The sequence below is a fragment of the Actinoplanes sp. NPDC048796 genome, from assembly GCF_040650035.1.
In the GTDB taxonomy this organism is placed as follows: domain Bacteria; phylum Actinomycetota; class Actinomycetes; order Mycobacteriales; family Micromonosporaceae; genus Actinoplanes.
Genome location: NZ_JBEZGO010000001.1, coordinates 1,127,824 through 1,149,592, shown reverse-complemented (window position 1 = coordinate 1,149,592; position 21,769 = coordinate 1,127,824). Strand labels below are relative to the sequence as shown.

General features: G+C 71.8%; 19 protein-coding genes. 15 read left to right on the top strand and 4 right to left on the bottom strand.

From position 1 onward, the window contains the following. The first annotated feature begins 43 nt into the window (after nucleotides 1-43). The 5 genes from AB0C26_RS05440 to AB0C26_RS05420 all read left to right on the top strand — a co-directional run bounded on the left by AB0C26_RS05440 (nucleotide 44) and on the right by AB0C26_RS05420 (nucleotide 7,475). On the top strand, nucleotides 44-1,405 hold the full coding sequence (locus AB0C26_RS05440; protein WP_360241890.1) for an aldehyde dehydrogenase family protein: 1,362 nt from the start codon (nucleotides 44-46) through the stop codon (nucleotides 1,403-1,405). Beyond that, the gene (locus tag AB0C26_RS05435) at nucleotides 1,406-2,170 is read left to right on the top strand and encodes a 3-oxoacyl-ACP reductase (protein WP_360241887.1); all 765 of its coding nucleotides are present in this window, start codon (nucleotides 1,406-1,408) and stop codon (nucleotides 2,168-2,170) included. Between the two features lie 210 nt (nucleotides 2,171-2,380). Continuing rightward, entirely contained in the window at nucleotides 2,381-3,064 is a 684-nt protein-coding gene (locus tag AB0C26_RS05430) for a gamma-glutamyl-gamma-aminobutyrate hydrolase family protein (RefSeq protein WP_360241884.1), read from the top strand. Between the two features lie 21 nt (nucleotides 3,065-3,085). Next, nucleotides 3,086-3,835 carry a gamma-glutamyl-gamma-aminobutyrate hydrolase family protein gene (locus AB0C26_RS05425; protein WP_360241881.1) on the top strand — a complete coding sequence of 250 codons (750 nt, stop codon included), beginning with the start codon at nucleotides 3,086-3,088 and terminating at the stop codon, nucleotides 3,833-3,835. A gap of 133 nt (nucleotides 3,836-3,968) precedes the next feature. After that, nucleotides 3,969-7,475, top strand: a complete 3,507-nt coding sequence (locus AB0C26_RS05420) for a SpoIIE family protein phosphatase (RefSeq protein WP_360243555.1) — start codon at nucleotides 3,969-3,971, stop codon at nucleotides 7,473-7,475. Nucleotides 7,476-7,526: 51 nt separating this feature from the next. Here AB0C26_RS05420 and AB0C26_RS05415 read toward each other — a convergent pair whose 3' ends face one another. Further along, on the bottom strand, nucleotides 7,527-7,841 hold the full coding sequence (locus AB0C26_RS05415; RefSeq protein WP_360241878.1) for an STAS domain-containing protein: 315 nt from the start codon (nucleotides 7,839-7,841) through the stop codon (nucleotides 7,527-7,529). Between the two features lie 121 nt (nucleotides 7,842-7,962). On the opposite strand from AB0C26_RS05415, the gene map reads away from it, so the two are divergent. Further along, nucleotides 7,963-8,820, top strand: coding sequence for a type I methionyl aminopeptidase (gene map / locus AB0C26_RS05410; RefSeq protein WP_360241875.1), 858 nt, complete (start codon nucleotides 7,963-7,965; stop codon nucleotides 8,818-8,820). On the opposite strand, the gene AB0C26_RS05405 is transcribed toward map, so the two are convergent. The 3 genes from AB0C26_RS05405 to AB0C26_RS05395 form a co-directional block, all read right to left on the bottom strand. Beyond that, nucleotides 8,817-9,524 carry a nucleotidyltransferase domain-containing protein gene (locus tag AB0C26_RS05405; RefSeq protein WP_360241872.1) on the bottom strand — a complete coding sequence of 236 codons (708 nt, stop codon included), beginning with the start codon at nucleotides 9,522-9,524 and terminating at the stop codon, nucleotides 8,817-8,819. The two genes, map and AB0C26_RS05405, sit on opposite strands and share 4 nt — an antisense overlap. Before the next feature lie 62 nt (nucleotides 9,525-9,586). After that, on the bottom strand, nucleotides 9,587-10,012 hold the full coding sequence (locus AB0C26_RS05400) for a ferritin-like domain-containing protein (RefSeq protein WP_360241869.1): 426 nt from the start codon (nucleotides 10,010-10,012) through the stop codon (nucleotides 9,587-9,589). Further along, on the bottom strand, nucleotides 10,009-10,497 hold the full coding sequence (locus tag AB0C26_RS05395; RefSeq protein ID WP_360241866.1) for a hypothetical protein: 489 nt from the start codon (nucleotides 10,495-10,497) through the stop codon (nucleotides 10,009-10,011). The genes AB0C26_RS05400 and AB0C26_RS05395 overlap by 4 nt, the downstream gene beginning before the upstream one ends. 152 nt (nucleotides 10,498-10,649) lie before the next feature. Here AB0C26_RS05395 and rimP point away from each other — a divergent pair, with 152 nt between their 5' ends. From rimP to AB0C26_RS05350, 9 genes are all read left to right on the top strand, one after another. Then, nucleotides 10,650-11,258 (top strand): ribosome maturation factor RimP, encoded by a 609-nt coding sequence (gene rimP / locus AB0C26_RS05390; RefSeq protein WP_360241863.1) that lies wholly within the window; start codon nucleotides 10,650-10,652, stop codon nucleotides 11,256-11,258. Further along, nucleotides 11,255-12,271, top strand: coding sequence for a transcription termination factor NusA (gene nusA / locus AB0C26_RS05385; RefSeq protein WP_360241860.1), 1,017 nt, complete (start codon nucleotides 11,255-11,257; stop codon nucleotides 12,269-12,271). Before rimP ends, nusA begins: the two co-directional genes overlap by 4 nt. 40 nt (nucleotides 12,272-12,311) lie before the next feature. Next, nucleotides 12,312-12,620: a YlxR family protein gene (locus AB0C26_RS05380; RefSeq protein ID WP_360241857.1), complete on the top strand. Its 309-nt coding sequence runs from the start codon at nucleotides 12,312-12,314 to the stop codon at nucleotides 12,618-12,620. A 119-nt stretch (nucleotides 12,621-12,739) separates the two neighbouring features. Then, complete coding sequence (gene infB, locus AB0C26_RS05375; protein WP_360241854.1) at nucleotides 12,740-15,829, top strand: translation initiation factor IF-2; 3,090 nt, start codon at nucleotides 12,740-12,742, stop codon at nucleotides 15,827-15,829. A gap of 144 nt (nucleotides 15,830-15,973) precedes the next feature. Continuing rightward, nucleotides 15,974-16,996 (top strand): SAM-dependent methyltransferase, encoded by a 1,023-nt coding sequence (locus AB0C26_RS05370; protein ID WP_360241851.1) that lies wholly within the window; start codon nucleotides 15,974-15,976, stop codon nucleotides 16,994-16,996. Between the two features lie 34 nt (nucleotides 16,997-17,030). Next, nucleotides 17,031-17,324, top strand: coding sequence for a DUF503 domain-containing protein (locus tag AB0C26_RS05365; protein WP_360241848.1), 294 nt, complete (start codon nucleotides 17,031-17,033; stop codon nucleotides 17,322-17,324). Nucleotides 17,325-17,408: 84 nt separating this feature from the next. Continuing rightward, nucleotides 17,409-17,873 carry a 30S ribosome-binding factor RbfA gene (gene rbfA, locus AB0C26_RS05360; protein ID WP_097318531.1) on the top strand — a complete coding sequence of 155 codons (465 nt, stop codon included), beginning with the start codon at nucleotides 17,409-17,411 and terminating at the stop codon, nucleotides 17,871-17,873. Between the two features lie 140 nt (nucleotides 17,874-18,013). Further along, the gene (locus tag AB0C26_RS05355) at nucleotides 18,014-19,024 is read left to right on the top strand and encodes a bifunctional oligoribonuclease/PAP phosphatase NrnA (RefSeq protein WP_360243552.1); all 1,011 of its coding nucleotides are present in this window, start codon (nucleotides 18,014-18,016) and stop codon (nucleotides 19,022-19,024) included. 914 nt (nucleotides 19,025-19,938) lie between these two features. After that, on the top strand, nucleotides 19,939-21,270 hold the full coding sequence (locus AB0C26_RS05350; RefSeq protein WP_360241844.1) for an MATE family efflux transporter: 1,332 nt from the start codon (nucleotides 19,939-19,941) through the stop codon (nucleotides 21,268-21,270). The last annotated feature ends 499 nt before the right edge of the window (nucleotides 21,271-21,769 follow it).

Sequence of the window (21,769 nt, the reverse complement as noted above, 5' to 3'; positions counted from 1 at the left end):
CCGCCGCCGCCCTTGACAGGACTGAAGGCCTACTTTGGCAACTGTGACGACAACTGACGTGATCAATCCTTCGACCGGCGCGGTGTTCACGACCGTACCGTCGCTGGATCTGGCCGCCACCGACGCGGCGATCGATCGCGCGCACAAGGCCTTCCCGGCCTGGCGGGCGATCGCGCCCGGCGACCGGGCCCGGCTGCTGCGCCGCTTCGCCGCGGTGGTCGACCAGCACCTCGACGAGCTGGCCGAGCTCGAGGTGCGCAACGCCGGCCACACCATCGGCAACGCCCGCTGGGAGGCGGGCAACGTGCGCGACGTCCTCGACTACTACGCCGGCGCGCCGGAGCGGCTCAGCGGCCGCCAGATCCCGGTGCCGGGCGGGCTCGACGTGACGTTCCACGAGCCGCTCGGCGTCGTCGGGATCATCGTGCCGTGGAACTTCCCGATGCCGATCGCCGGCTGGGGTTTCGCCCCGGCCCTGGCGGCCGGCAACACGGTCGTGCTCAAGCCGGCCGAGCTCACCCCGCTGACCGCGATCCGGCTCGGCGAGCTGGCCCTCGAGGCCGGCCTGCCCGAGGACGTGTTCCAGATCGTGCCGGGCAAGGGCTCGGTGGTCGGGCAACGGTTCGTCACCCATCCGGCCGTACGCAAGATCTGCTTCACCGGCTCGACCGAGGTCGGCAAGTCGATCATGGCGGGTGCGGCCGACCAGGTGAAGCGGGTGACCCTGGAACTGGGCGGCAAGAGCGCCAACATCGTCTTCGCCGACGCCGACCTGGAAAAGGCGGCCGCGTCGGCTCCGTCGTCGGTCTTCGACAACGCGGGACAGGACTGCTGCGCCCGGTCGCGCCTGCTCGTGCAGGAGTCGGTCTACGACAAATTCCTGTCGCTGCTGGAGCCGGCCGTCAAGGCGTTCCGGGTCGAGGAGCCGTCGAACGCGACCGCCGAGATGGGACCGCTGATCTCCGCCGGTCATCGGGAGGCCGTCACCGCGTACGTCGAAGGGTCCGACGTCGCCTTCGCCGGGCAGGCGCCGAGCGGGGACGGGTGGTGGTTCCCGCCGACCGTGCTGCTGGCCCATTCGGCCGAGGACCGGCACTGGCGCGAGGAGGTCTTCGGGCCGGTGCTGTCGGTGCTGCCGTTCAAGGACGAGGCCGACGCCGTCCGGCTGGCCAACGACACCGAGTACGGGCTGTCCGGCTCACTCTGGACCCGTGACCTGGGCCGGGCGCTGCGGGTCTCGCGGGCCGTGGAGACCGGCGCGCTGAGCGTCAACAGTCACTCGTCGGTGCGCTACTGGACGCCGTTCGGCGGGATGAAGCAGTCCGGGCTGGGGCGCGAGCTCGGGCCGGACGCGCTGCTCAGCTTCACCGATGTGAAGAACGTGTTCCTTGCGATGGGAGAGTAAGTGGAGCGTTTGCGGGACCGGGTCGCCGTGATCACCGGCGCCGGCAGTGGGATCGGGCTGGCCACCGCGCGGCGCTTCGCCGCGGAGGGTGCCAAGGTCATCGCCGTGGACATCTCGGAGGACGCCGGCAAGGCGGTCGCCGAGGAGGTCGGCGGCGAGTTCGTGGCCTGCGATGTCAGCGACGAGGAACAGGTCAAGGCGCTTTTCGACGGCGTGGTGGCGCGTCATCACCGGGTCGACATCGCCTTCAACAACGCCGGCATCTCGCCGCCGGACGACGACTCGATCCTGGTCACCGGGCTGGACGCGTGGGAGCGCGTACTCAAGGTCAACACCACGTCGGTCTTCTTCTGCTGCAAGTACGCGATCCCGCACATGCAGCGGCAGGGCAAGGGATCGATCATCAACACGGCCTCGTTCGTGGCGCTGCTCGGGGCGGCGACCTCGCAGATCGCGTACACCGCGAGCAAGGGCGGCGTGCTGGCGATGACCCGCGAGCTGGGCGTGCAGTTCGCCCGCGAGGGCATCCGGATCAACGCGCTCTGCCCGGGGCCGGTGGCTACGCCGCTGCTGATGGAGCTGTTCGCCAAGGATCCGGAGCGGGCCGCCCGGCGGCTCGTGCACGTGCCGATGGGGCGGTTCGCCGAGCCCGACGAGATCGCGGCGGCGGTCGCGTTCCTGGCCAGCGACGACGCCTCGTTCATGACCGCCGCGCAGTTCGTGGTGGACGGCGGAATCACGGGAGCCTATGTAACTCCGCTGTGAACGTTTGAAGGATCGTTTCCACGGGCACGTCCCTTTTACGCCCGAGAGGGGTGAAGGGGTCGAATCCCCGCCCGCACGGGTCGATCCCCGCGTGGGTGGGACAGAAGGGCCCGTGGCGCGGCGTCATCTCCCCGTGAGGTGGCGTCGCGCCCCTCTAAATTCCGCCAAATTGGCGATGGAACAGAAACATGATCTGGTTACGGTGGTGCGATGCGCCCGATCATCGGCATCACGACCTATGTGGATAACGCCACGTGGGGCGTCTGGCAGGACCTGCCGACCGCGTTCGTGCCCGAGGACTACGTCGCCGCCGTGTCCCTGGCCGGTGGACGGCCCGTGCTGATCCCCCCCGAGGATGACACGGACGTGTTGCGGGCGCTGGACGGCCTGGTGCTCTCCGGCGGACCCGATCTGGGACCGGAGATGTACGGGCAGGAGCCCGGCCCGCACACGGTCGTACGCCCCGCGAGGGACAAGGCGGAATTGCGGCTCGTCCGCGAGGCGTTGGAAAGAGACGTGCCGGTGCTCGGCATCTGCCGCGGCATGCAACTGCTGACCGTCGCCGCCGGTGGGTCCCTGCACCAGCACCTGCCCGACGTGCTCGGGCACGAGAAGCACCGCCCGGCGCCGGCCGTCTACGGCGAACACGACGCGACGTTCGAGCCGGGCAGCCGCGTCGCCACCCTGATGGGTGACGACCTGGCCATCCGGTGCTTCCACCACCAGGGGGTCGCCGACCCCGGCACGCTCACCGTCACCGGGCGGGCCGAGGACGGGCTCCCCGAAGCCGTGGAGGATCCGGGCCGCCGGTTCGTCCTCGGCGTCCAGTGGCACCCCGAAGTGGTACGTGACCGGCGCCTGTTCGGGGCGCTGGTCACAGCGGCACAGAACTGAGACACAGGAGGAAATCACCGCATGCGCAGGCCTCTGATCGGCATGACCGCGTACTCCCGGCAAGTGCAGTACGACGGCAACGACCTCATGGCGGGCATGCTCCCCATGACGTACGTGCGAGCTGTGCACGCCGTCGGCGGACGGGCCGTGCTGATCACCCCGGACGAGCCCGGAACCGACGTCGTGGAGTCGCTGGACGGCATCGTCTTCAGCGGCGGCAACGACATCGATCCGGCCTACTGGGGCGCCGAGCGGCATCCGGAGACCGAGGTCGACAAGGAACGCGACACCGCCGAGCTGATGCTCATGAAGGCCGCGCTCGACGCCGACCTGCCGGTGCTCGGCGTGTGCCGGGGCATGCAGGTGATGGCCGTGGCCGGCGGCGGCACCCTGCACCAGCACCTGCCCGACCTGCTCGGCAGCGACCACCACCGCGGCGCGCCCGGCACCGACCCGCTGGCCGCGGGCTCGGCCGCGTACGGGCGGCACGACGTGACCGTCCGGCCCGGCTCGCGGGCGCACGAACTGCTCGGCGAGACGCTGACCGTGAACTCGTTCCACCACCAGGCGGTCGACGACCCGGGATCGTTCACGGCCACCGGCTGGTGCCCCGACGACCAGGTCATCGAGATCATCGAGGACCCGGCCCTGACGTACGCCATCGGCGTGCAGTGGCACCCGGAGCGCACCAACGACCTCCGCGTCTTCTCGCGCCTGGTCGAGGCGGCGGCCCGGCGCTCCGGCCTCCGCGCGGAGGCACTCGCCGTGTGACACCGATGGCCCGGTGTTACGGTGCCTAACCGTACGGAAACGGGTCGCTGAAACGCGGGAGGTCCCCTTGGCCGACGGTCGGGACGACGTCCTTCCGGGTCAGTTGCGTACGGCGTTCGAGCGCGGCGGCGAGATGGGCCGCCGCCTGCTCGAGTTCGACTGGTCCTCCAGCCCGCTCGGTCATCCCTCCGGCTGGCCGTCCGAGCTGCGGACGGTCGTGGCCACGATGCTCGCCTCGCGGGCGCAGATCGCCCTCCTCTGGGGCCCGGAGTACTGCGTGCTCTACAACGACGCGTACATCTCGGTCCTGGGTGGCAAACATCCCGGCTATCTCGGCCGGCCGTGCCGCGAGATGTGGTCCGAGACCTGGTCCGTGCTCGAGAAGCTCTTCGCCGGTGTCGTCGAGAAGGACGAGGCGTTCTGGGGGGCCGACTTCGCCTTCCTGCTGGAACGGCACGGCTTCCTCGAGGAGGCCTACTTCGATCTCTCGTACGATCCGATCCGCACCGGGCCGGGCGAGATCGGCGGCATCCTCTGCATCGTCAGCGACACCACCGGCCGGGTGCTCAGCACGCGCCGGGTGCGCACGCTGAGCGCGCTGGGCTCCCGGCTCGCCGACTCACCCGACCAGGCGGCGCTGGCCGCCGAGGCCGTCGCGGTGCTGGCCGAGAACGCGGCCGACGTGCCGTTCGCCCGGCTCGTCCTCGACGAGGACGAGGGTGCCTTCCCGGTCGCGCGGCAGGTGATCGAGAGCGGGAAGCCGGCCCGGGTGCCGCTGGCCGAGATCGCCCGGCCGCCGGAGAGCGCGGCCGCCGAGGCGCTGGTGCTGCCGATCACGGTCGGCACCACCACGGTCGGCGCGCTGGTGGTCGGGGTCAGCCGGTACCTCTCGCTGAGCGGCACCTACCGCGACTTCCTCGAGCTGGCGGCGGCGCAGATCTCCCGGGCCGTGGGCAACCTGCGGGCGTACGAGCAGGAACGCTCCCGCGCCGCCGAGCTGGCCATCCTCGACCAAGCCAAGACCAACTTCTTCTCGAACGTCAGCCACGAGTTCCGTACGCCGCTGACGCTCATCCTCGGCCCGCTCGAGGATCTGCTCGACGACCCGGCGCTGCCCGCGGCCCAGCGCGAGCGGCTGCTGCCGATGCGGCGCAACGGCCTGCGGCTGCTCAAGCTGGTCAACACCGTGCTCGACTTCTCGCGGCTCGAATCCGGCCGGGTGCAGGCGGCCTACCGGCCCACCGATCTCGCCGACTACACGTACCGGCTGGCCAGCACCTTCCGGGCCGCGGCCGAGCGGGCCGGCCTGGAACTGGTGGTGGAGACGCCGCCGCTGTCCGCGCCGGTCTACGTCGACCGCGAGATGTGGGAGAAGATCGTTCTCAATCTGCTCTCGAACGCGGTCAAGTTCACCCCGGCCGGGCGCGTCGAGGTACGGGTCGGATCGGACGCCGGCTACGCGGTGCTGTCCGTCAAGGACACCGGCGTCGGCATCCCGGCCGACCAGCAACCACTGCTGTTCGACCGCTTCCACCGGGTCACCGGCGCCTGGTCACGCAGCCACGAGGGCACCGGCATCGGCCTGGCGCTCGTCCGCGAGCTCGCCGAGATGCACGGCGGCTCGGCCGCCGCCACCAGTGAGCCGGGGATGGGCAGCGTCTTCACGGTCCGGATTCCCTTCGGTACGGCGCATCTCCCGGCCGACCGCGTCATCCAGCGCGGAGAGCCGATCATGCCCGAGCTCGGTTCCCGGCCGTACGCCGAGGAGGCCGAGCACTGGTGGACCGGCGACGAACCGGTCACCCTGCCGCCGGCGCCCGCGGGCAACCGCCGGGCCGGCCGGATCCTGCTCGTCGACGACAACGCCGACCTGCGCGACCACGTGGCCCGGCTGCTGCGCCCGCATTGGGACGTGACCACCGCCGTCGACGGCCGGGCCGCCCTCGAGCTGGTCCGGCGCAGCCGCTTCGACCTGGTGCTGACCGACGTGATGATGCCCCGGCTGGACGGCTTCGGGCTGATCGCCGCGCTGCGGGACGACGAACGCACCCGTGACGTGCCGATCGTCGTGCTCTCGGCCCGGGCCGGGGAGGAGTCGTCGGTCGAGGGTCTCGCCGCCGGCGCCGACGACTACCTGGTCAAGCCGTTCTCGGCCCGTGACCTGGTGGCCCGGGTCCGGGCCAACCTCGACCTCGGGCAGGCCCGCCGCCAGATCATCAGCCGGCTCCGCGGACTGGTCGACGTGGCCGCCGCGGTCAACGCCGTGCGCACCACGGCCGAGGTGCTCGACGTCGCGGCCCGGCACGTGCGGGCGATGACCTCGGCCGGCCGGGTCGTCGTGTCGGTGCCCGGCGCACGGTCCGAGGCGGACGGTGGCGCCGATCCCGCGGTCGACGCCGACGCCGTCCTGCCGTTGCCCGACACCTCCGGCGCGACAGTGGGTGAGCTGCGGGTCTGGTCGGCGCCGGGCGCCGCGCTCGAGCCGGCCGTGCTGGCCCAGCTGGCCCGGCTGATCGGGTTGCGGCTGGAGAACGCGCGGCTCTACGAGGCCGAACACCGGATCGCCAGCACGCTCCAGCACAGCCTGCTGCCGCAGTCCCTGCCGCGGATGCCGGGGGCCATCGTGGCCAGCCGCTACCTGCCCGGCAGCCGCGAGGCCGAGGTCGGCGGCGACTGGTACGACGTCATCGCCGCCCCCGGCGACCAGCTCTTCCTGGTGATCGGCGACGTGGTCGGCAAGGGCGTGCAGGCGGCCGCGGTGATGGGCCAACTGCGGAACGCCCTCCGCGCGTACATCCTGGAGGGTTTCGACTGTGGCGACGCCCTGACCAGGCTGAACCGTCTCGTGGACAACCTGGGCCGCCGTCAGTTCGCCACCGTCGTCTGTGTCCGGTACGACGTCGCGGCCCGCCGCCTGCACTACTCGTCGGCCGGGCATCCGTCGCCGGTGGTCGTCCGCCCGGGGCAGCTCGGCACGTTCCTGTACGCCACGGCGCTCGGCCCGCCGATCGGCGCCATGACCGAGGTCACCTATCCGACGCTGGAGACCGAGGTGGCGCCCGGCAGCCGGCTGCTGCTCTACACCGACGGGCTGGTCGAGGACCGGCGGCTCGGCATCGACAGCGGCCTGGCCGAGCTGACCGCCGACGCCGCCAAACCGGCCGAGCACGTCGAGGACCTGCTCGACGAGCTGCTGGCCAAGGCCGCCCGCCGGGACCGGCGCGACGACATCGCGCTGCTCGCCCTGCAGGTGACCGAGCCGAGCGAGTTCGTGCTGCGCCTGCCGGCCGACCCGGGCCGGCTCAGCGTGCTCCGCCGGCGGCTGGAGGACTTCCTGACCGGCAACAACGTGCCCGAGGACGACATCTTCGACCTGACCGTGGCGGTCTCCGAGGCGGCGGCCAACGCGATCGAGCACCCGGTCGAGCCGGCCGAGCCGGTGATCACAGTGGAGGCGGCGCTGGTGGACGACGCGGTCGTCATCACCGTGCGGGACACGGGAACCTGGCGTGACACCAGTTCGGCGGGTTTCCGCGGCCGGGGCCTGGCGCTGATCGGCGCGCTCTCCGAGCTGTCGGTGAGCCGGTCCGCGCACGGCACGTCGGTGACCCTGCGGCGGCCGCTGTCCAAAGCGGGCTGAGTCCTCGAGCGAGCCGGGCCTCAAGCGGGCTGGGCCTCGAGCGGGCTGGGTCTAAAGCGGGCTGAGCCAGGGCTGGGTCGACAGGCCCGAGATCTCCAGCACCCGGCGGACCTGGGCCGAGGGGTGCACCAGCAGCCCGGCGCCGAAACGGTCGGCCAACCGCAGCAGGGCGTGGATGGCGGCGGAGTCGAAGAACGTGACCTCGCGCAGGTCGAGCGTCGCCGCGCCGGCGCCGTCCACAGTCGCGGCGCGGAACATGGCGTCGGCGGTGGACATGTCCACCTCGCCGGTCACAGTCACGACCACCCGGTCCTCGGTCACCACGCCGGTCGCGGTGAAGTTCGGGTCGGCCCCCTCTTGATCCACGAACACACGATTACACAGCGCCGGAAACGCGGCAAGAACCGGTTGATAGAGGTCAACAGACCTGTTACCGGGCCGTGCCCGTGCCCGGCCGGTCCGCGCATCGCGGCGATAGGCTGGGGCTATGACCGTTCGTGCCCCATTGATGCCGGGAAAACAGTCGCCCTGGCGGGCGGTCCCGGCACAGATCGTCCGCCCGGAGTACGTGGGTAAGAAGCGCCCGAAAGAGTGGCGTGGATCCCACGTACAGACCGCCGAGACCATCGAGAAGATGCGGATCGCCGGGCGCCTGGCGGCGCGGGCCACCCAACTCGCCGGCGAGCACTGCAAGCCCGGGGTGAGCACCGACGAGATCGACCGGGTGGTGCACGAGTTCCTGTGCGACCACGGCGCGTACCCGTCCACGCTGGGCTACAAGGGCTTCCCCAAGTCCTGCTGCACCTCGCTCAACGAGGTGATCTGCCACGGCATCCCCGACTCGACGGTGATCGAGGACGGCGACATCATCAACGTCGACGTGACGGCGTACGTCGACGGGGTGCACGGCGACACCGACGCGACGTTCTGCGTGGGCGAGGTCGGCGAACAGGCCCGCCTGCTGGTCGAGCGCACCCACGAGGCGATGATGCGCGGCATCCGGGCGGTCGCGCCGGGCCGGCCGATCAACGCGATCGGGCGGGTCATCGAGGCGTACGCCCGCCGGTTCGGTTACGGGGTCGTGCGCGACTTCACCGGTCACGGCATCGGCGAGACGTTTCATTCCGGGCTCTACATCCCGCATTACGACAATCCGCGCCTGGACACCGTGATGGAGGTCGGGATGACCTTCACCATCGAGCCGATGATCACGCTCGGCACCCACGAGTACGAGATCTGGAAGGACGGCTGGACGGTCGTCACCAAGGACCGCAAGTGGACCGCCCAGTTCGAGCACACGCTCGTGGTCACCGAGGACGGCTCGGAAATCCTCACCCTGCCCTAAGACAAGAGCTCCCGGAGGCTGCCGTCGACCGGGCAGCCGCGCGCGGTCAGGTCCTCGGCCTGCGCCTTGAGCACCGAGGACAGTTCCTGCACGTCGGCGCCGGCCAGGCCGGTGCGCTTGACCGCGTCGGCCGTGTTGCGGAAATAGGTGCGGCTGAGCAGGCCGGCGACCAGCGCCGCGTGCAACCGGGCCTCGGCGATCATCACCAGGGCGGCGTCGGTCTCGTACCACTCGGCCAGCCGCACGGCACGCTCGTGCGCGGCCGCCGCCACCTCCCAGTCGTGCCGGGCCGCGCCGGTGAACTCCGGCGGCCGGGCCTCGGCCAGCCGGGCCAGGTGGGCGTCGCGCTGGGCGCCGAACCAGCCGCGCGGGTCGAGCAGCGGCCGGGTGCTCACCAGCCGGTCGGCCACCAGCGGCCAGCGCGGCGTCACCTCGCGTGCCCGGCGCATGCCCTCCTCACCGGTGATCACCCGCAGGTCGACCAGGATGCCGTCGACACGGCGCAGGACCGGTTTCGGGCCGGCGCCCGGGCGATAGGTGACCACCTGCACGTTGACGTCGCTGCCGTCGCGGTCGTCGCCGTGCGCGAGTGATCCGTACACGCCGATGGCCTGAACCTCGGCCGGCCACCGCCGTTCGATGACGTCGTGCAACCGCTCGGCCAGCCGCCCGCGCGGCGACGTGAGATCGATCTCGTCCAGCACCCCGTCATTCTGTGGGATGAATGTGTACGCGAAAGGTCTACGCCGCGTAGCGGTTAAACGGACTAATCGGGGCGTCCCGGCCAGGGCATCGTGGCCGGCGCCACCTCGGCCAGCCGGCGCCAGCGGGTGGCCCGTACCGCGGCCTCGGTCATCGCGGCCAGGGCGGTGGCCCGCTCGGCGCCCTCGGTCACCGGCAGCACCGGGCGCCAGCCCTGGGCCACACCGTCCTCGACCTGGATGGCGAGCTTCAGAGCGGTCGCCCGGTCGGTCACCTCGTACGGCAGTTCGTAGCCGGCCGGCGAGGGCGCCGCGCTCGCCTTGAGCTGCGACAACCGGCCGACCAGGTAGTCGCGTTTCTGCCGGTGGGCCTGTTCGGCGGCCCGGGCCTCGGCCACGTCGCCGTCGCTGTCGAGATGGACGCCGATGACCCCGTACGCGTAAATCGCCGCTTCCTCGCCCGCGAGGGCGGCGCCCAGCTGCTCGTTCATCGCAGGGCCTCGGCGTGCGTGGCGCGGCTGGCGGCGATGGAGCCGACCAGGCCGGCCCGGTCGGGCGCGGCCACCTTGCACGCCGCCACCGCCGTCTTCTGGGCGGCCTGCTCGGCCTGGCGCAGGGCGGCCACGGTGGTCGCCGGCCCGGCACTCGCGCTCGCCACGGGCGCGGAGGCCAGGGGCCGGCCGATCAGGCGGGACATCTCGGCCGCGTGCGTCCGGTGATCCTCGGCCAGCGGGGCCAGGCGGGTGCGCAGCCCGGGCTGGCTGACGACCGCTTGGTCGTACGCCGTGGCCAGCGCGAGGGCTTCGGCGAGCAGCGGTTCGAGCGGATCGGGGGCCTTCGGCGGCTCCGGCTCGTCGTCGTCGAGAAGCCCGCACCCGGTGAGGGCGGCCGCGCCCACCGCCGACGCCGTGCCCAGCACCCACCGGCGGCTGTGTCCGATCTCCCATTTCTCCCGCACGGCGCCAGTCAACACCATGCGGTACAGCCGGTGACCTGCGGATGGCGCGGAATCGGAGCGGCGCCGAACCGTCGACGCGACCGGCGCGTTACGCTCTGCGTCAGCCGCGGGGCTCATCGCCCGGCGGCATACAGTCGTTTCTTGGTTGTTCAACGAAAGGTCGAGGCCCGATGACGCAGCGTGGTCGCGCCGGTGCCCGGCCTGGTGGCCGTAAGAGGCAGCAGGCGGAGGAGCGGGTTCCCGCTCCGGCCCGTGTCGACCTCGTGGCGGCCAAGGCGCGGGTCCGCGCCGTGATCGAGCCGGTGGTCGCCGAGGCCGGGTACGACCTGGAGGACGTCAGCGTCGCCCGTGCCGGTCGCCGGCACGTGGTCCGCGTCCTGGTCGACACCGACTCCGGCATCAGCCTGGATGACGTGGCCGTCGTCTCCCGTGCCATCTCGGAGGCGCTCGACGCCGCCGAGGAGCGCGGTGACGAGGTCCTCGCGGGGGAGTACCAACTGGAGGTCGGCTCGCCGGGCGTGGACCGGCCGCTGACCGCGCCGCGCCACTGGCGGCGCAACCGGGGCCGGCTGGTCGCCGTGAACGGCATGACCGGCCGCGTGATCGACGCCGGCGACGAGGGCATCGTGCTCGACGTCGACGGCACACCGCACGAGCTGAAGTACCCGGAACTCGGCGCCGGCAAGGTGCAGATCGAGTTCAAACGGCTCGACGAGGCCGACTTCGGCGACGAGGACGACGACGACATCGACACCGATGATAGGGAGGGCGAGGAGTGAACATCGACCTCGCGGCGCTGCGCGCCCTGGAGCGCGAGCGGGAGATCCCGTTCGAGACGATTCTGGCGGCCATCGAGACCGCCCTGCTCACCGCGTACCGGCACACGGAGGGCGCGCAGAGCCACGCCCGCGTGGAGATCGACCGCAAGTCCGGCGTCGCCTCGGTGCTGGCGCAGGAGCTGGACGCCGACGGCACCGTGGTGCGCGAGTGGGACGACACTCCGCACGACTTCGGCCGCATCGCGGCGATGACCGCCAAGCAGGTCATCCTGCAGCGGCTGCGCGAGGCCACCGACGAGCAGCACTTCGGTGAGTACGCGGGGCGCGACGGCGACCTGGTCACCGGCATCGTGCAGGCGGACGCCGCGCGGGCCGAGAAGGGCATCGTCATCGTCGACCTCGGCAAGATCGAGGCGGTGCTGCCGCAGTCCGAGCAGGTGCCCGGCGAGCCCTACGACCACGGCTCGCGCATCCGCGCGATCGTGGTGCACGTGGCCAAGGGCTTCCGCGGTCCGCAGGTGACGCTCTCCCGGTCGCACCCGGCGCTGGTCAAGAAGCTGTTCGCGCTCGAGGTGCCGGAGATCGCCGACGGCACCGTCGAGATCGCCGCGATCGCGCGTGAGGCAGGTCACCGTACGAAGATCGCGGTGCATTCGACGGTGCCGGGCGTGAACGCCAAGGGCGCCTGTATCGGCCCGATGGGCCAGCGGGTCCGGGCCGTGATGAGCGAGTTGCACGGCGAGAAGATCGACATCATCGACTTCTCGGAGGACCCGGCCCAGTTCGTCGGGAATGCGCTCTCACCGGCCAAGGCGCTGCGGGTCGAGGTGGTCGACGCGGCCAGCCGGACGGCCCGGGTCACCGTGCCCGATTTCCAGCTCTCGCTGGCGATCGGCCGGGAGGGACAGAACGCGCGGCTCGCGGCCCGGCTCACCGGGTGGCGCATCGACATCCGGCCGGACAACGAGCCGGCTTCCGCCCCCGACCGCGATGCGGCCGAGGCGGGAAGCTGACCGGATACGCGTTCCGGACGTCTGAGGAGTAGACTTTCACGTGGCCGGTCCGACACGAACCTGTGTTGGCTGTCGCAAGCGTGCGCCGGCCTCCGATTTGATTCGGTTCGTCGCGGCCGGTTCCGGGGAAGATCTCCGGCTCCAGCCCGATCCGGACCGCCGACTGCCGGGCCGGGGAGCACATTTGCATCCCGATCCGGCTTGCTTCGCGCTGGCGGAGCGGCGTCGCGCTTTTGGGCGCGCGCTGCGTCTCACCGGTGTTGCTGACTCCGGATTGCTAGCCGAGCACATCCGTACGGCCTTGCCGTGCGGAACGACAGATGGCACGGCCGCTGTGGCCGCGTCATGACCCAGCAAGGTAGGACGACCCAGATGAGCACACGATGAAGTCCCTGAAATGAACAGGCTTCTAGTGCACGAGTGAGGTCGTTGCGGGTGCGCTCGCACGACCTCGAAGTGAGGAGTGCAGTGCCAGGAAAGGCCCGCGTACACGAGCTCGCCAAAGAGCTCGGGGTCGACAGCAAGACCGTTCTCGCCAAGCTCAAGGAGATGGGCGAGTTCGTCAAATCCGCATCCAGCACCGTCGAGGCCCCGGTGGCCCGACGGCTGCGTGGTGCCCTCGAGGCAGGTTCCGCTCCGGCGGCCCCGGCCCCGTCCGCACCCGCCGCCAGCAGTGCTGCGCCCAGCGCGCCGTCCGCGGCTCGCCCGGCTCCGCCCGCCGCGCGTCCCCAGCCGCCGCGCCGGCCCGGCCCGACTACCGGTGGCGCTCCCAGCGCCCCGACGTCGCCGGCCCCGTCGCCCGGCTCCTTCGCGCGTCCCAAGCCGCCGGTTCCCGGCCGTCCGGGCCCCACGCCCGGCCCGGTCACCAAGCCGGCCAGCGCCCACGACATCGAGGTCGCGGCGGCCGAGGCCCGTGCCTCGGCCCTCAAGGCCGAGCAGGAGGCCGCGGTCAAGGCCGCTCAGGCCGCCCGCACCCGTGACGCCGAGCGCCGGGCGCAGCAGCCCCCGGCCGACAGCGGCGCGCCTCGTGGTTCCGGCCCGCGTCCCGGCCCCGGCTCGGTTCCGCCGCGCCCGGGTTCGCCCGCGGCCCGCCCCGCCCCGCAGGGTGGCGGCGGCGCTCCGGCCGGCCCGCGTCCCGGCCCCGCCGGTGGCAACACCCCGCGTCCGCCGTCGCGCGGCCCGGGCAACAACCCGTTCGGCGTCTCGGGTGGCAACGCCGCCCGTCCCTCGCCGGCCTCCATGCCCCGGCCCAACCAGCCGGGCATGCCCCCGCGGCCCAGTCCCGCGTCGATGCCCCCGCGGCCCAGCCCCGCGTCCATGCCCGCGCAGCGTCCGGCCGGCCCCGGCCGTCCGGGTGGCGGCGCCGGTGGCCGTGGCGGTCCCGGTGGTGGCGGCGGCGGTCGTGGCGGCGCCGGTGGCGGCTTCCGTCCCGGTGGTGGCGGCGGCGCCGGTGGCGGCTTCCGTCCCGGTGGCGGTGGTGGCGCCGGTGGTGGCGGCTACCGCGGTGGCCCCGGTGGTGGCGGCGGTGGCGGTGGCTACCGCGGCGGCCCCGGTGGTGGCGGCGGTGCTCCGGCCGGTGCCGGTGCTCCGGGTCGTCCCGGTGGTGGCGGTCGCGGTCGTGGCGGCGGTGCCGCGGGTGCCTTCGGGCGTCCGGGTGGCCGGCCGACCCGCGGTCGCAAGTCGAAGAAGCAGCGGCGTCAAGAGTTCGACAACCTGTCCGCCCCGCAGATGAGCTCCGGCGCTCCGCGGGGTCAGGGTCAGGAGATCCGGCTCTCCCGCGGCGCGTCGCTCTCCGACTTCGCCGACAAGATCAACGCGAACCCCGGCTCGCTGGTCCAGGAGATGTTCAACCTGGGCGAGATGGTGACGGCGACGCAGTCGTGCTCCGACGACACGTTGCTGCTGCTCGGTGAGCACCTGGGCTTCAACGTGCAGATCGTCAGCCCCGAGGACGAGGACCGTGAGCTGCTCGCGCAGTTCAACATCGACCTCGACGCCGAGGTGGCGGAGGACCGTCTGGTCACCCGTCCGCCGGTCGTGACCGTCATGGGTCACGTCGACCACGGTAAGACGAAGCTGCTCGACGCGATCCGCAAGACCAACGTGGTCGCCGGCGAGGCGGGTGGCATCACCCAGCACATCGGCGCCTACCAGGTGTCGTACGAGCACAACGGCGAGGACCGGGCGATCACGTTCCTGGACACCCCGGGTCACGAGGCGTTCACCGCCATGCGTGCCCGCGGCGCCCAGGTCACCGACATCGTCATCCTGGTCGTGGCGGCCGACGACGGCGTCATGCCGCAGACGGTCGAGGCGCTCAACCACGCCAAGGCGGCCGAGGTGCCGATCGTGGTCGCGGTGAACAAGGTCGACAAGCCCGACGCCAACCCCGAGAAGGTGCGTCAGCAGCTGGCCGACTACGGCCTGCTGGCCGAGGAGTACGGCGGCGACACGATGTTCGTCAACGTCGCGGCCAAGCCCGGCATCGGCATCGACGACCTGCTCGAGGCCGTCCTGCTGACCGCCGACGCGTCGCTGGAGCTGACCGCTCCGGTCGACGGTTCGGCGCAGGGCGCGATCGTGGAGTCGCACCTCGACAAGGGCCGCGGCGCCGTCGCGACCGTCCTGGTGCAGAAGGGCACCCTGCGTGCCGGCGACTCGATCGTGGCGGGCGGCGCGCACGGCCGCGTCCGCGCCATGCTCGACGAGAACGGCAACGTGGTCGCCGAGGCTCTGCCGGCCCGTCCGGTCCTGGTCCTCGGTCTCACCTCGGTGCCCGGCGCGGGCGACACGTTCCTCGCCGGCGAGGACGACCGCACCGTTCGGCAGATCGCCGAGCAGCGGCAGGCCCGCCGCCGTGCGGCGAGCTTCGCCAACTCGCGCACCAAGGCGACTCTCGAGACGCTCATGGAGCAGCTCAAGGAGGGCGAGAAGACCTCGCTCACCCTGGTCATCAAGGGCGACTCGTCCGGTTCGGTCGAGGCCCTCGAGGACGCGCTGTTCAAGATCGAGATTCCGGACGAGATCCAGCTCAAGGTCATCCACCGCGGCGTCGGTGCGATCACCGAGAGCGACGTGAACCTGGCGAGCGCCTCCTCGGAAGCGACCGCCACGATCATCGGCTTCAACGTCCGGGCCTCGAACAAGGTCAAGGAGATGGCCGACCGGGCGAACGTGGAGATCCGCTACTACAGCGTGATCTACCAGGCCATCGAGGAGATCGAGGCCGCGCTCAAGGGTCTGCTCAAGCCGGAGTACGAAGAGGTCGAGCAGGGCACGGCGGAGATCCGCGAGGTCTTCCGCTCGTCCAAGATCGGACTCATCGCCGGCTGTCTGGTCCGCAGCGGTCTCATCCGCCGCAACGCCAAGGCCCGCATCCTGCGGGACGGCGTCGTGGTGGCCGAGAACGTCACGGTCAGCTCGCTGCGCCGCTTCAAGGACGACGCCACCGAGGTCCGCGAGGGCTTCGAGTGTGGTCTGACCCTGAGTGGCTTCGGCTCCCCGCAGGTCGGCGACGTGATCGAGACCTTCGAGATGCGCGAGAAGCCCCGCGCCTGAGTCGCTGGGAGCCCCCTGTCCGCGGAAAGCGCGGACCGGGGGCTCCTTTGCGTCATGCCTGCTATGGGGGCCGAGCCCCCAAACCCCCACGGTGCGGTGGTTGCGCCTGCTGCGCCTGTCACGCCGCCTGCCAAGATGTAGCGCATGTCCCGGTACGCCCTGCTCCTCGCTCCGTCCGCCAATCGTGTCTACGCCGATCAGGCCTCTCGTCTCGCGCTGGCCGAGGTGGCCGCCTTTGGAAAGGTGCTGTCGTCCGATATTTCGGACATCGACGTGGCGACGCTCGGTGGTGTGGAGTATTTGACCTTCACCGGCGCTCTCTCCGAGCGGGACATTTCGTACTTGTCGAATCTGTCGTCGGCGTATGCGCTGTTCGAGCGGGTGGACGAGCTGCTGCGGCCGATCATGATGACGCCGCTGGCGACGTATGACAGCGACCTGATCACGATTCCGAAGTACGCGGGCAAGACCAACGAGCAGTTCACCAAGCTGGTGCTCAACCTGACCCTGCTCGCTTCGGCCTCGGCCGGGCGGATGCTCGACGGGCACCTGACCGTGCTAGACCCGCTCTGCGGCCGGGGGACGACCCTCAACCAGGCCCTCATGTACGGCTACGACGGGGTCGGCGTGGAGATCGACGGCAGGGACGTCGAGGCGTACAAACTCTTCCTCCAGACCTGGCTCAAGCGCAAGCGCCTCAAGCACACCGCCGAGCTCGTCCCCGTACGGCGCCAGGGCAAGCGCGCCGCGCGCCGGCTCGAGGTCACCATGGCCGCCAGCAAGGAGGACCACAAGGCCGGCGCGGTGCAGAAGGTCACCGTCCTGCAGGCCGACACCACCCAGCTCGAGGGCCTGATCCGAGCCGGCGTGGCCGACGTCCTGGTGGCCGACCTGCCGTACGGCGTGGCCCACGGCAGCTACGACGACGAGGGCGGCATCTCCCGGCGCCCGCTCGACCTGCTGGAGCGCGCGGTGCCGCAGTGGCTGCCCCTGCTGCGCCCGGGCGGCGCCCTCGGCCTGTCCTGGAACACCAAGGTCGCCCGGCGTGAGCTGGCCGAGGACATCCTGCTGGCACACAACCTGGAACTCGTCGACCAGCTGCCCCTGGACCACCGCGTCGACCAGGGCATCGAGCGCGACGTCCTGGTCGCCCGGAAAACCAACTGAGAACTGTCATACCCCGGCGGTAGTCTCACCGCTGATGTATACGGAAACCGCAGTGTTCGACCTGCTCCTGCCCGGCGACTCCCAGTCGCTCAAGCAGAAGCGCTCCTACGTCCGCCCGATCCTCGCGATGCTGAAGAAATACGAGGTCAGCGCCGCCGAGGTCGGCTTCCACGACCTGCACGGCCGGGCCCTGCTCGGGGTGGCGGTGGTTGCCGCCGAGCCGGCTCAGGCCCGCGCGGTCATCGACACCTGTGAGAACCAGGTGGCCGGTCGCCCCGAGATCGAGTTGCTCTCGGTCAAGCGCCGCCTCTACGGGGAGGACGACTAGTTCGGCCCATAGGCGGGCTGGGTACGCTTCAGCAGTTGGGCGGGGGTAGTGAGACCCGCGGGATCACAGTCGGAGGTGGGCGATATGTCGGACCCGGCCAAGACGCGCCGTCATGCGGAGCGCGTACGGGAGCTGGTGGCATCGCTGGTACGTGAGATCAAGGATCCCCGGCTCGGCATGGTGACCATCACGGACGCGCGGATCACCGGTGATCTGCGCGAGGCGACCGTCTACTACACGGTGCTCGGCGACCCGACCGAGCAGGCGGCCACCAAGGCCGCGCTGGAGAGCGCCAAGGGCATGTTGCGCAGCCGCGTCGGTCACGCCCTGGGCCTGCGGCACTCGCCGAGCCTGGCGTTCGTGCTCGACAACGTGCAGGACCAGGCCAAGGAGATCGACCACCTGCTGGCCGAGGCGCGCCTGCGCGACCAGGAAGTGCAGCGGCTCGCCGCCGGCAAGCAGTACGCGGGCGACCCCGACCCGTACAAGGCCGACGAGGACGACGAGGACGAGGACGAGCGGGTCGGAGCTCGCGAGGACCAGGGGTGAGAACGGTCTCCAGCATCCCCGGGGGCGTGGCCCCCGGGGGCGTGCCCCGGCCGGCCGGGGCCGGCGCCCCCCGCCCCGCCTGGGCCCTCGGCGGTGCGTCCGCCACGGTCTCCGGTGACGGGGCGAGTGGCCCGGCCGTGATCGGGGGAGTGGCCGACCTCGAGTGGGTGGCCGCTGTGGACGCGATCCGTGCGCTCGGTCCCGACGACGAGGTCCAGCTCATCTGCCACGTGAACCCGGACGGGGACGCGCTCGGCAGCATGCTCGGCTTCGGGCTGGGGCTGCGCCGGCTCGGTGTCACCCGGCTGCGGGCCACGTTCCCGGGCCGCTTCGAGGTGCCGGTGCCCTACCGTGAGCTGCCCGGCAGCGAGCTTCTGGTGGCCGACGAGGACGCGTACCGGAACCCGGCTTTGATCATGATTTTCGACGTGGCGGCGGAGTCGCGCCTCGGTGATCTGGTGAGTCTGCTGCCCAGCGCGCCGGCCGTGATCGTCCTGGACCACCACGCCTCGAACACGGGCTTCGGTGGCATCAATCTCGTGGCTCCGCGGGCCGCCGCGACCTCGGTCGTGGCCGAGGCGCTGCTGAGCCGGCTCGGGGTGCCGCTCGACGCCGAGATCGCCGAGTGCCTCTACGTGGCGCTGTCGACCGACACCGGCTCGTTCAAGTTCGACCTGACCACCCCCGAGGTGCATCAGCTCGCGGCCCGGCTGATCGCGACGGGCATCAGCCCGGCCGAGATCTCGCGGCGGATCTTCGACACCCGCCCCTTCGGGGCGATGAAACTCTCCGGCGAGGTGCTGGGCCGGGCCCGTCTCGACGTCACGGCGGCGGGTGGGCGCGGTGTGGTCTGGACGTACGCGACCACGGCCGACCTGGAGAAATACGACCAGAAGCCGTACGTGCTGGAATCGCTCATCGACCCGGTCCGCAGTGTCGCCGAGGCGGACGTGGCGGTGCTCGTGAAAGAGATGACGGCCGGGGAGTGGGCGGTGTCGCTGCGCTCCAAGGGCGCGGTCGACGTCAGCGCCGTGGCGGTGGCGCTCGGCGGCGGCGGTCATCGTCTGGCGGCCGGTTTCACCGGCCGGGGCACGCCCGAGGAGATCGTCCAGCAGGTCAAGGATCTCCTGGACGTCAATCTCACGAAGTAGTAAGGATCGGCTTCCGGCCGGTGTCGCTTCGGCGACACCGGCTTTTTTCGTGTCCCGCTTCGTGGGAAGCACCCGTACCGCGGCCGACTGAACGATAGTTTGGGTCCTGAACGGTGATTAGGTTTTGCGCGGTCGTGACCACTGCCCGCCGCGAGACCTCGAGCCACCCGGGCCCACCCGCCCGGGCAGCGTCGCCCTCGCCAGACGTCCGGCGATCCCGGACCGGCCCCGCGGCGCTCCGCTCGACCAAACCTCAGGCGCGTCGCGCCTTCACCCACCGTGGAAGGACCACGATCATGGCCACCAAGCCGAAGCCCCCCACCACCGACGAAGCCCGCGAGGCCGCGCGCCGCGCCCTGCAGACGTCGATGGACACCCGCCAGTAAGCACTCGTAGCGTTTGCACTCCTTACGGCCGGGCGGGCATCATGACAACCCATGAGCCCGTTCGACCGGCCGAACCCACCCGCGCCCAACGACGGCCCCGCTGACGCCCCCGGCCCCGCCGACTCCTTCGGTCCCGCCTTTTCCTCCGGCCCGGCCGACTCCTCCGGCGTCTATCCACCCCCTGGCCGACTCGGCCCGGACGCGGGAAGCGACCGCGCCGGCGCTGATCGGGCGGACGGTCTCGCGGGCGTTGATGCGGCGGGTGATCTCCCGCGTGTAGACCCGACGGGTAATTCCGCCGGCGTCGACCCGGCTCGCCCCAGCGCTGGTTCCGACTCGGCGCTCGCCTGGGCTGGTTCTGGCCCGGAGCTCGGCGGTGCCGGTTCTGGTGCGGCGCTTGGCGGTGCTGGTTCGGGCGCGGCCCGTGGCGGCGTCGGTTCTGACCCGGCGCCTGGTGGTGCTGGGTCTGGCGCGGCGCCTGGTGGTGCTGGGTCTGGCGCGGCGCCTGGTGGTGCTGGGTCTGGCGCGGTGTCCAGTGGGTCGCCGGCTTCGGCGCGGCGGATTGCGGCGCTCGCCTTGCCGGCGCTTGTGGTGCTGGCGGCGGAGCCGCTCTACGTGCTCGTCGACACGGCCGTCGTGGGACATCTCGGTGCCGTGCCGCTCGCCGCCGTGGCGGTCAGCGGAACTGTCATGTCGGTGGCCGCCTGGTTCGGCGCGCTCATGGCGTACGGGACCACCGGGCGGGCCGCCCGCCGCTTCGGCGCCGGTGACCGGGCCGCGGCTGTCGCCGAGGGCGTACAGGCGTCCTGGCTCGCCCTGGCCCTGAGCCTGCTCCTGGTGCTGCTGGCCCAGATCGGCGCCGACCCGCTGGCCCACGCGCTGGCCGGCAACGCCGAGACGGCCGGCGCGGCCGCCCAGTGGCTGCGCATCGCTTCCTTCGGCATTCCCGGCCTGCTGCTCGCCGCCGCCGGCAACGGCTGGATGCGTGGCGTCCAGGACACCCGCCGGCCGCTCTTCTTCGTGCTCGGCGCGAACGTCCTCTCGGCGATCCTCTGCCCGCTGCTCGTCTACCCGGTCGGCTGGGGCCTGAACGGCTCCGCCGTCGCCAACGTGGCCGCGCAGACCGTTTCCGGCGGCCTGTTCCTGGCCGCCCTAGTCCGCGAGACCCGAGCGCTGCGGCCGGTACCGGCGGTCATCGTGCAGCAGATCGTCCTCGGCCGTGACCTACTGATCCGCGGCGCCTCGTTCCAGGCCTGCTTCCTGTCCGCCACCGCCGTCGCCAGCCGCTTCGGGGTGGCCGCGGTCGGCGCCCACCAGATCGCCCTCCAGCTCTGGTTCTTCAGCGCGCTCGCCCTCGACGCGGTCGCCATCGCCGCCCAGTCCCTGGTCGGCGCGACCCTGGGCGCCGGCGACGCCCAGGCGGCCCAGGACGTCGCCAAACGGGTGACCGTCGCCGGCGGCCTGGCCGGGATCGCCTTCGCCGCGCTGGCCGCGGCCGGCGCCGGCGTCATCCCCGGCTGGTTCACCCCCGACCCGGCGGTGCACGACCAGGCGGCCGTCGTCTGGCCGTGGTTCATCGCGCTGATGCCGTTCGCCGGCATCGTCTACGCCCTCGACGGCGTACTGATCGGCGCCGGCGACGTCCGCTTCCTGCGCGACATCACACTGGCCGCGACCTTGCTCGGCTTCCTGCCCGCCATCTGGATCGCCTACTGGCTGAACCTCGGCCTGGGCGGCGTCTGGGCCGGCCTGGCCCTGCTCATCGCGATCCGCTTCGCCGGCACGGTCTGGCGCTGGCGTTCGTCCCGCTGGGCGGTCGTGGGAGCCGAACTGAAAGCGCCGAACCCCAAGACCGCCTGACCCACAGCCGCGCCCGCCCTCCCAGGGGGACCCCCGCCTCTGGGCTCATTCTCACCACGAACGCCACGATCGCGCTCGACCGCTGTGGACAACTCCGATCCTGTGGACAACGGCCCACCCGCATTGAGAACTGGCAGGGTTAGGACCTGCACAGTTTGCGGGCGGAAGGCTGGGCCAGGCTGAGGGCCGGGTTGAGGGCTGGGCGGGCTGAGGGCCGGGCGGGCGGGCGGCCGGGCGGGCTGAGGGCCGGGCAGGCGGAAGGCTGGGCTGAGGGCTGGGCGGCCTGAGGGCTGGGCTGAGGGCGGGCGGCAGGCTGGGCGGGCTGAGGGCCGGGCAGGCGGAAGGCTGGGCGGCCTGAGGGCTGGGCTGAGGGCGGGCGGGCGGCAGGCTGGGCGGGCTGGGGGCGGGCGGGCGGACGGCCGGGCGGACCGAGGGCTGGGCGGGCGGAAGGCCGGGCGAGCGGAAGGCTGGGCGGGCTGAGGGCTGGGCGGGCTGAGGG

Excerpts from the sequence above, each read along its gene's own strand:
- AB0C26_RS05430 (WP_360241884.1), top strand. The coding sequence starts at position 2,381 with ATGCGCCCGATCATCGGCATCACGACCTATGTGGATAACGCCACGTGG.
- AB0C26_RS05425 (WP_360241881.1), top strand. The coding sequence starts at position 3,086 with ATGCGCAGGCCTCTGATCGGCATGACCGCGTACTCCCGGCAAGTGCAG.
- AB0C26_RS05420 (WP_360243555.1), top strand. The coding sequence starts at position 3,969 with ATGGGCCGCCGCCTGCTCGAGTTCGACTGGTCCTCCAGCCCGCTCGGT.
- map (WP_360241875.1), top strand. The coding sequence starts at position 7,963 with ATGACCGTTCGTGCCCCATTGATGCCGGGAAAACAGTCGCCCTGGCGG.
- AB0C26_RS05400 (WP_360241869.1), bottom strand. The coding sequence starts at position 10,012 with ATGAACGAGCAGCTGGGCGCCGCCCTCGCGGGCGAGGAAGCGGCGATT.
- AB0C26_RS05395 (WP_360241866.1), bottom strand. The coding sequence starts at position 10,497 with ATGGTGTTGACTGGCGCCGTGCGGGAGAAATGGGAGATCGGACACAGC.
- rimP (WP_360241863.1), top strand. The coding sequence starts at position 10,650 with ATGACGCAGCGTGGTCGCGCCGGTGCCCGGCCTGGTGGCCGTAAGAGG.
- AB0C26_RS05370 (WP_360241851.1), top strand. The coding sequence starts at position 15,974 with ATGTCCCGGTACGCCCTGCTCCTCGCTCCGTCCGCCAATCGTGTCTAC.
- AB0C26_RS05365 (WP_360241848.1), top strand. The coding sequence starts at position 17,031 with ATGTATACGGAAACCGCAGTGTTCGACCTGCTCCTGCCCGGCGACTCC.
- rbfA (WP_097318531.1), top strand. The coding sequence starts at position 17,409 with ATGTCGGACCCGGCCAAGACGCGCCGTCATGCGGAGCGCGTACGGGAG.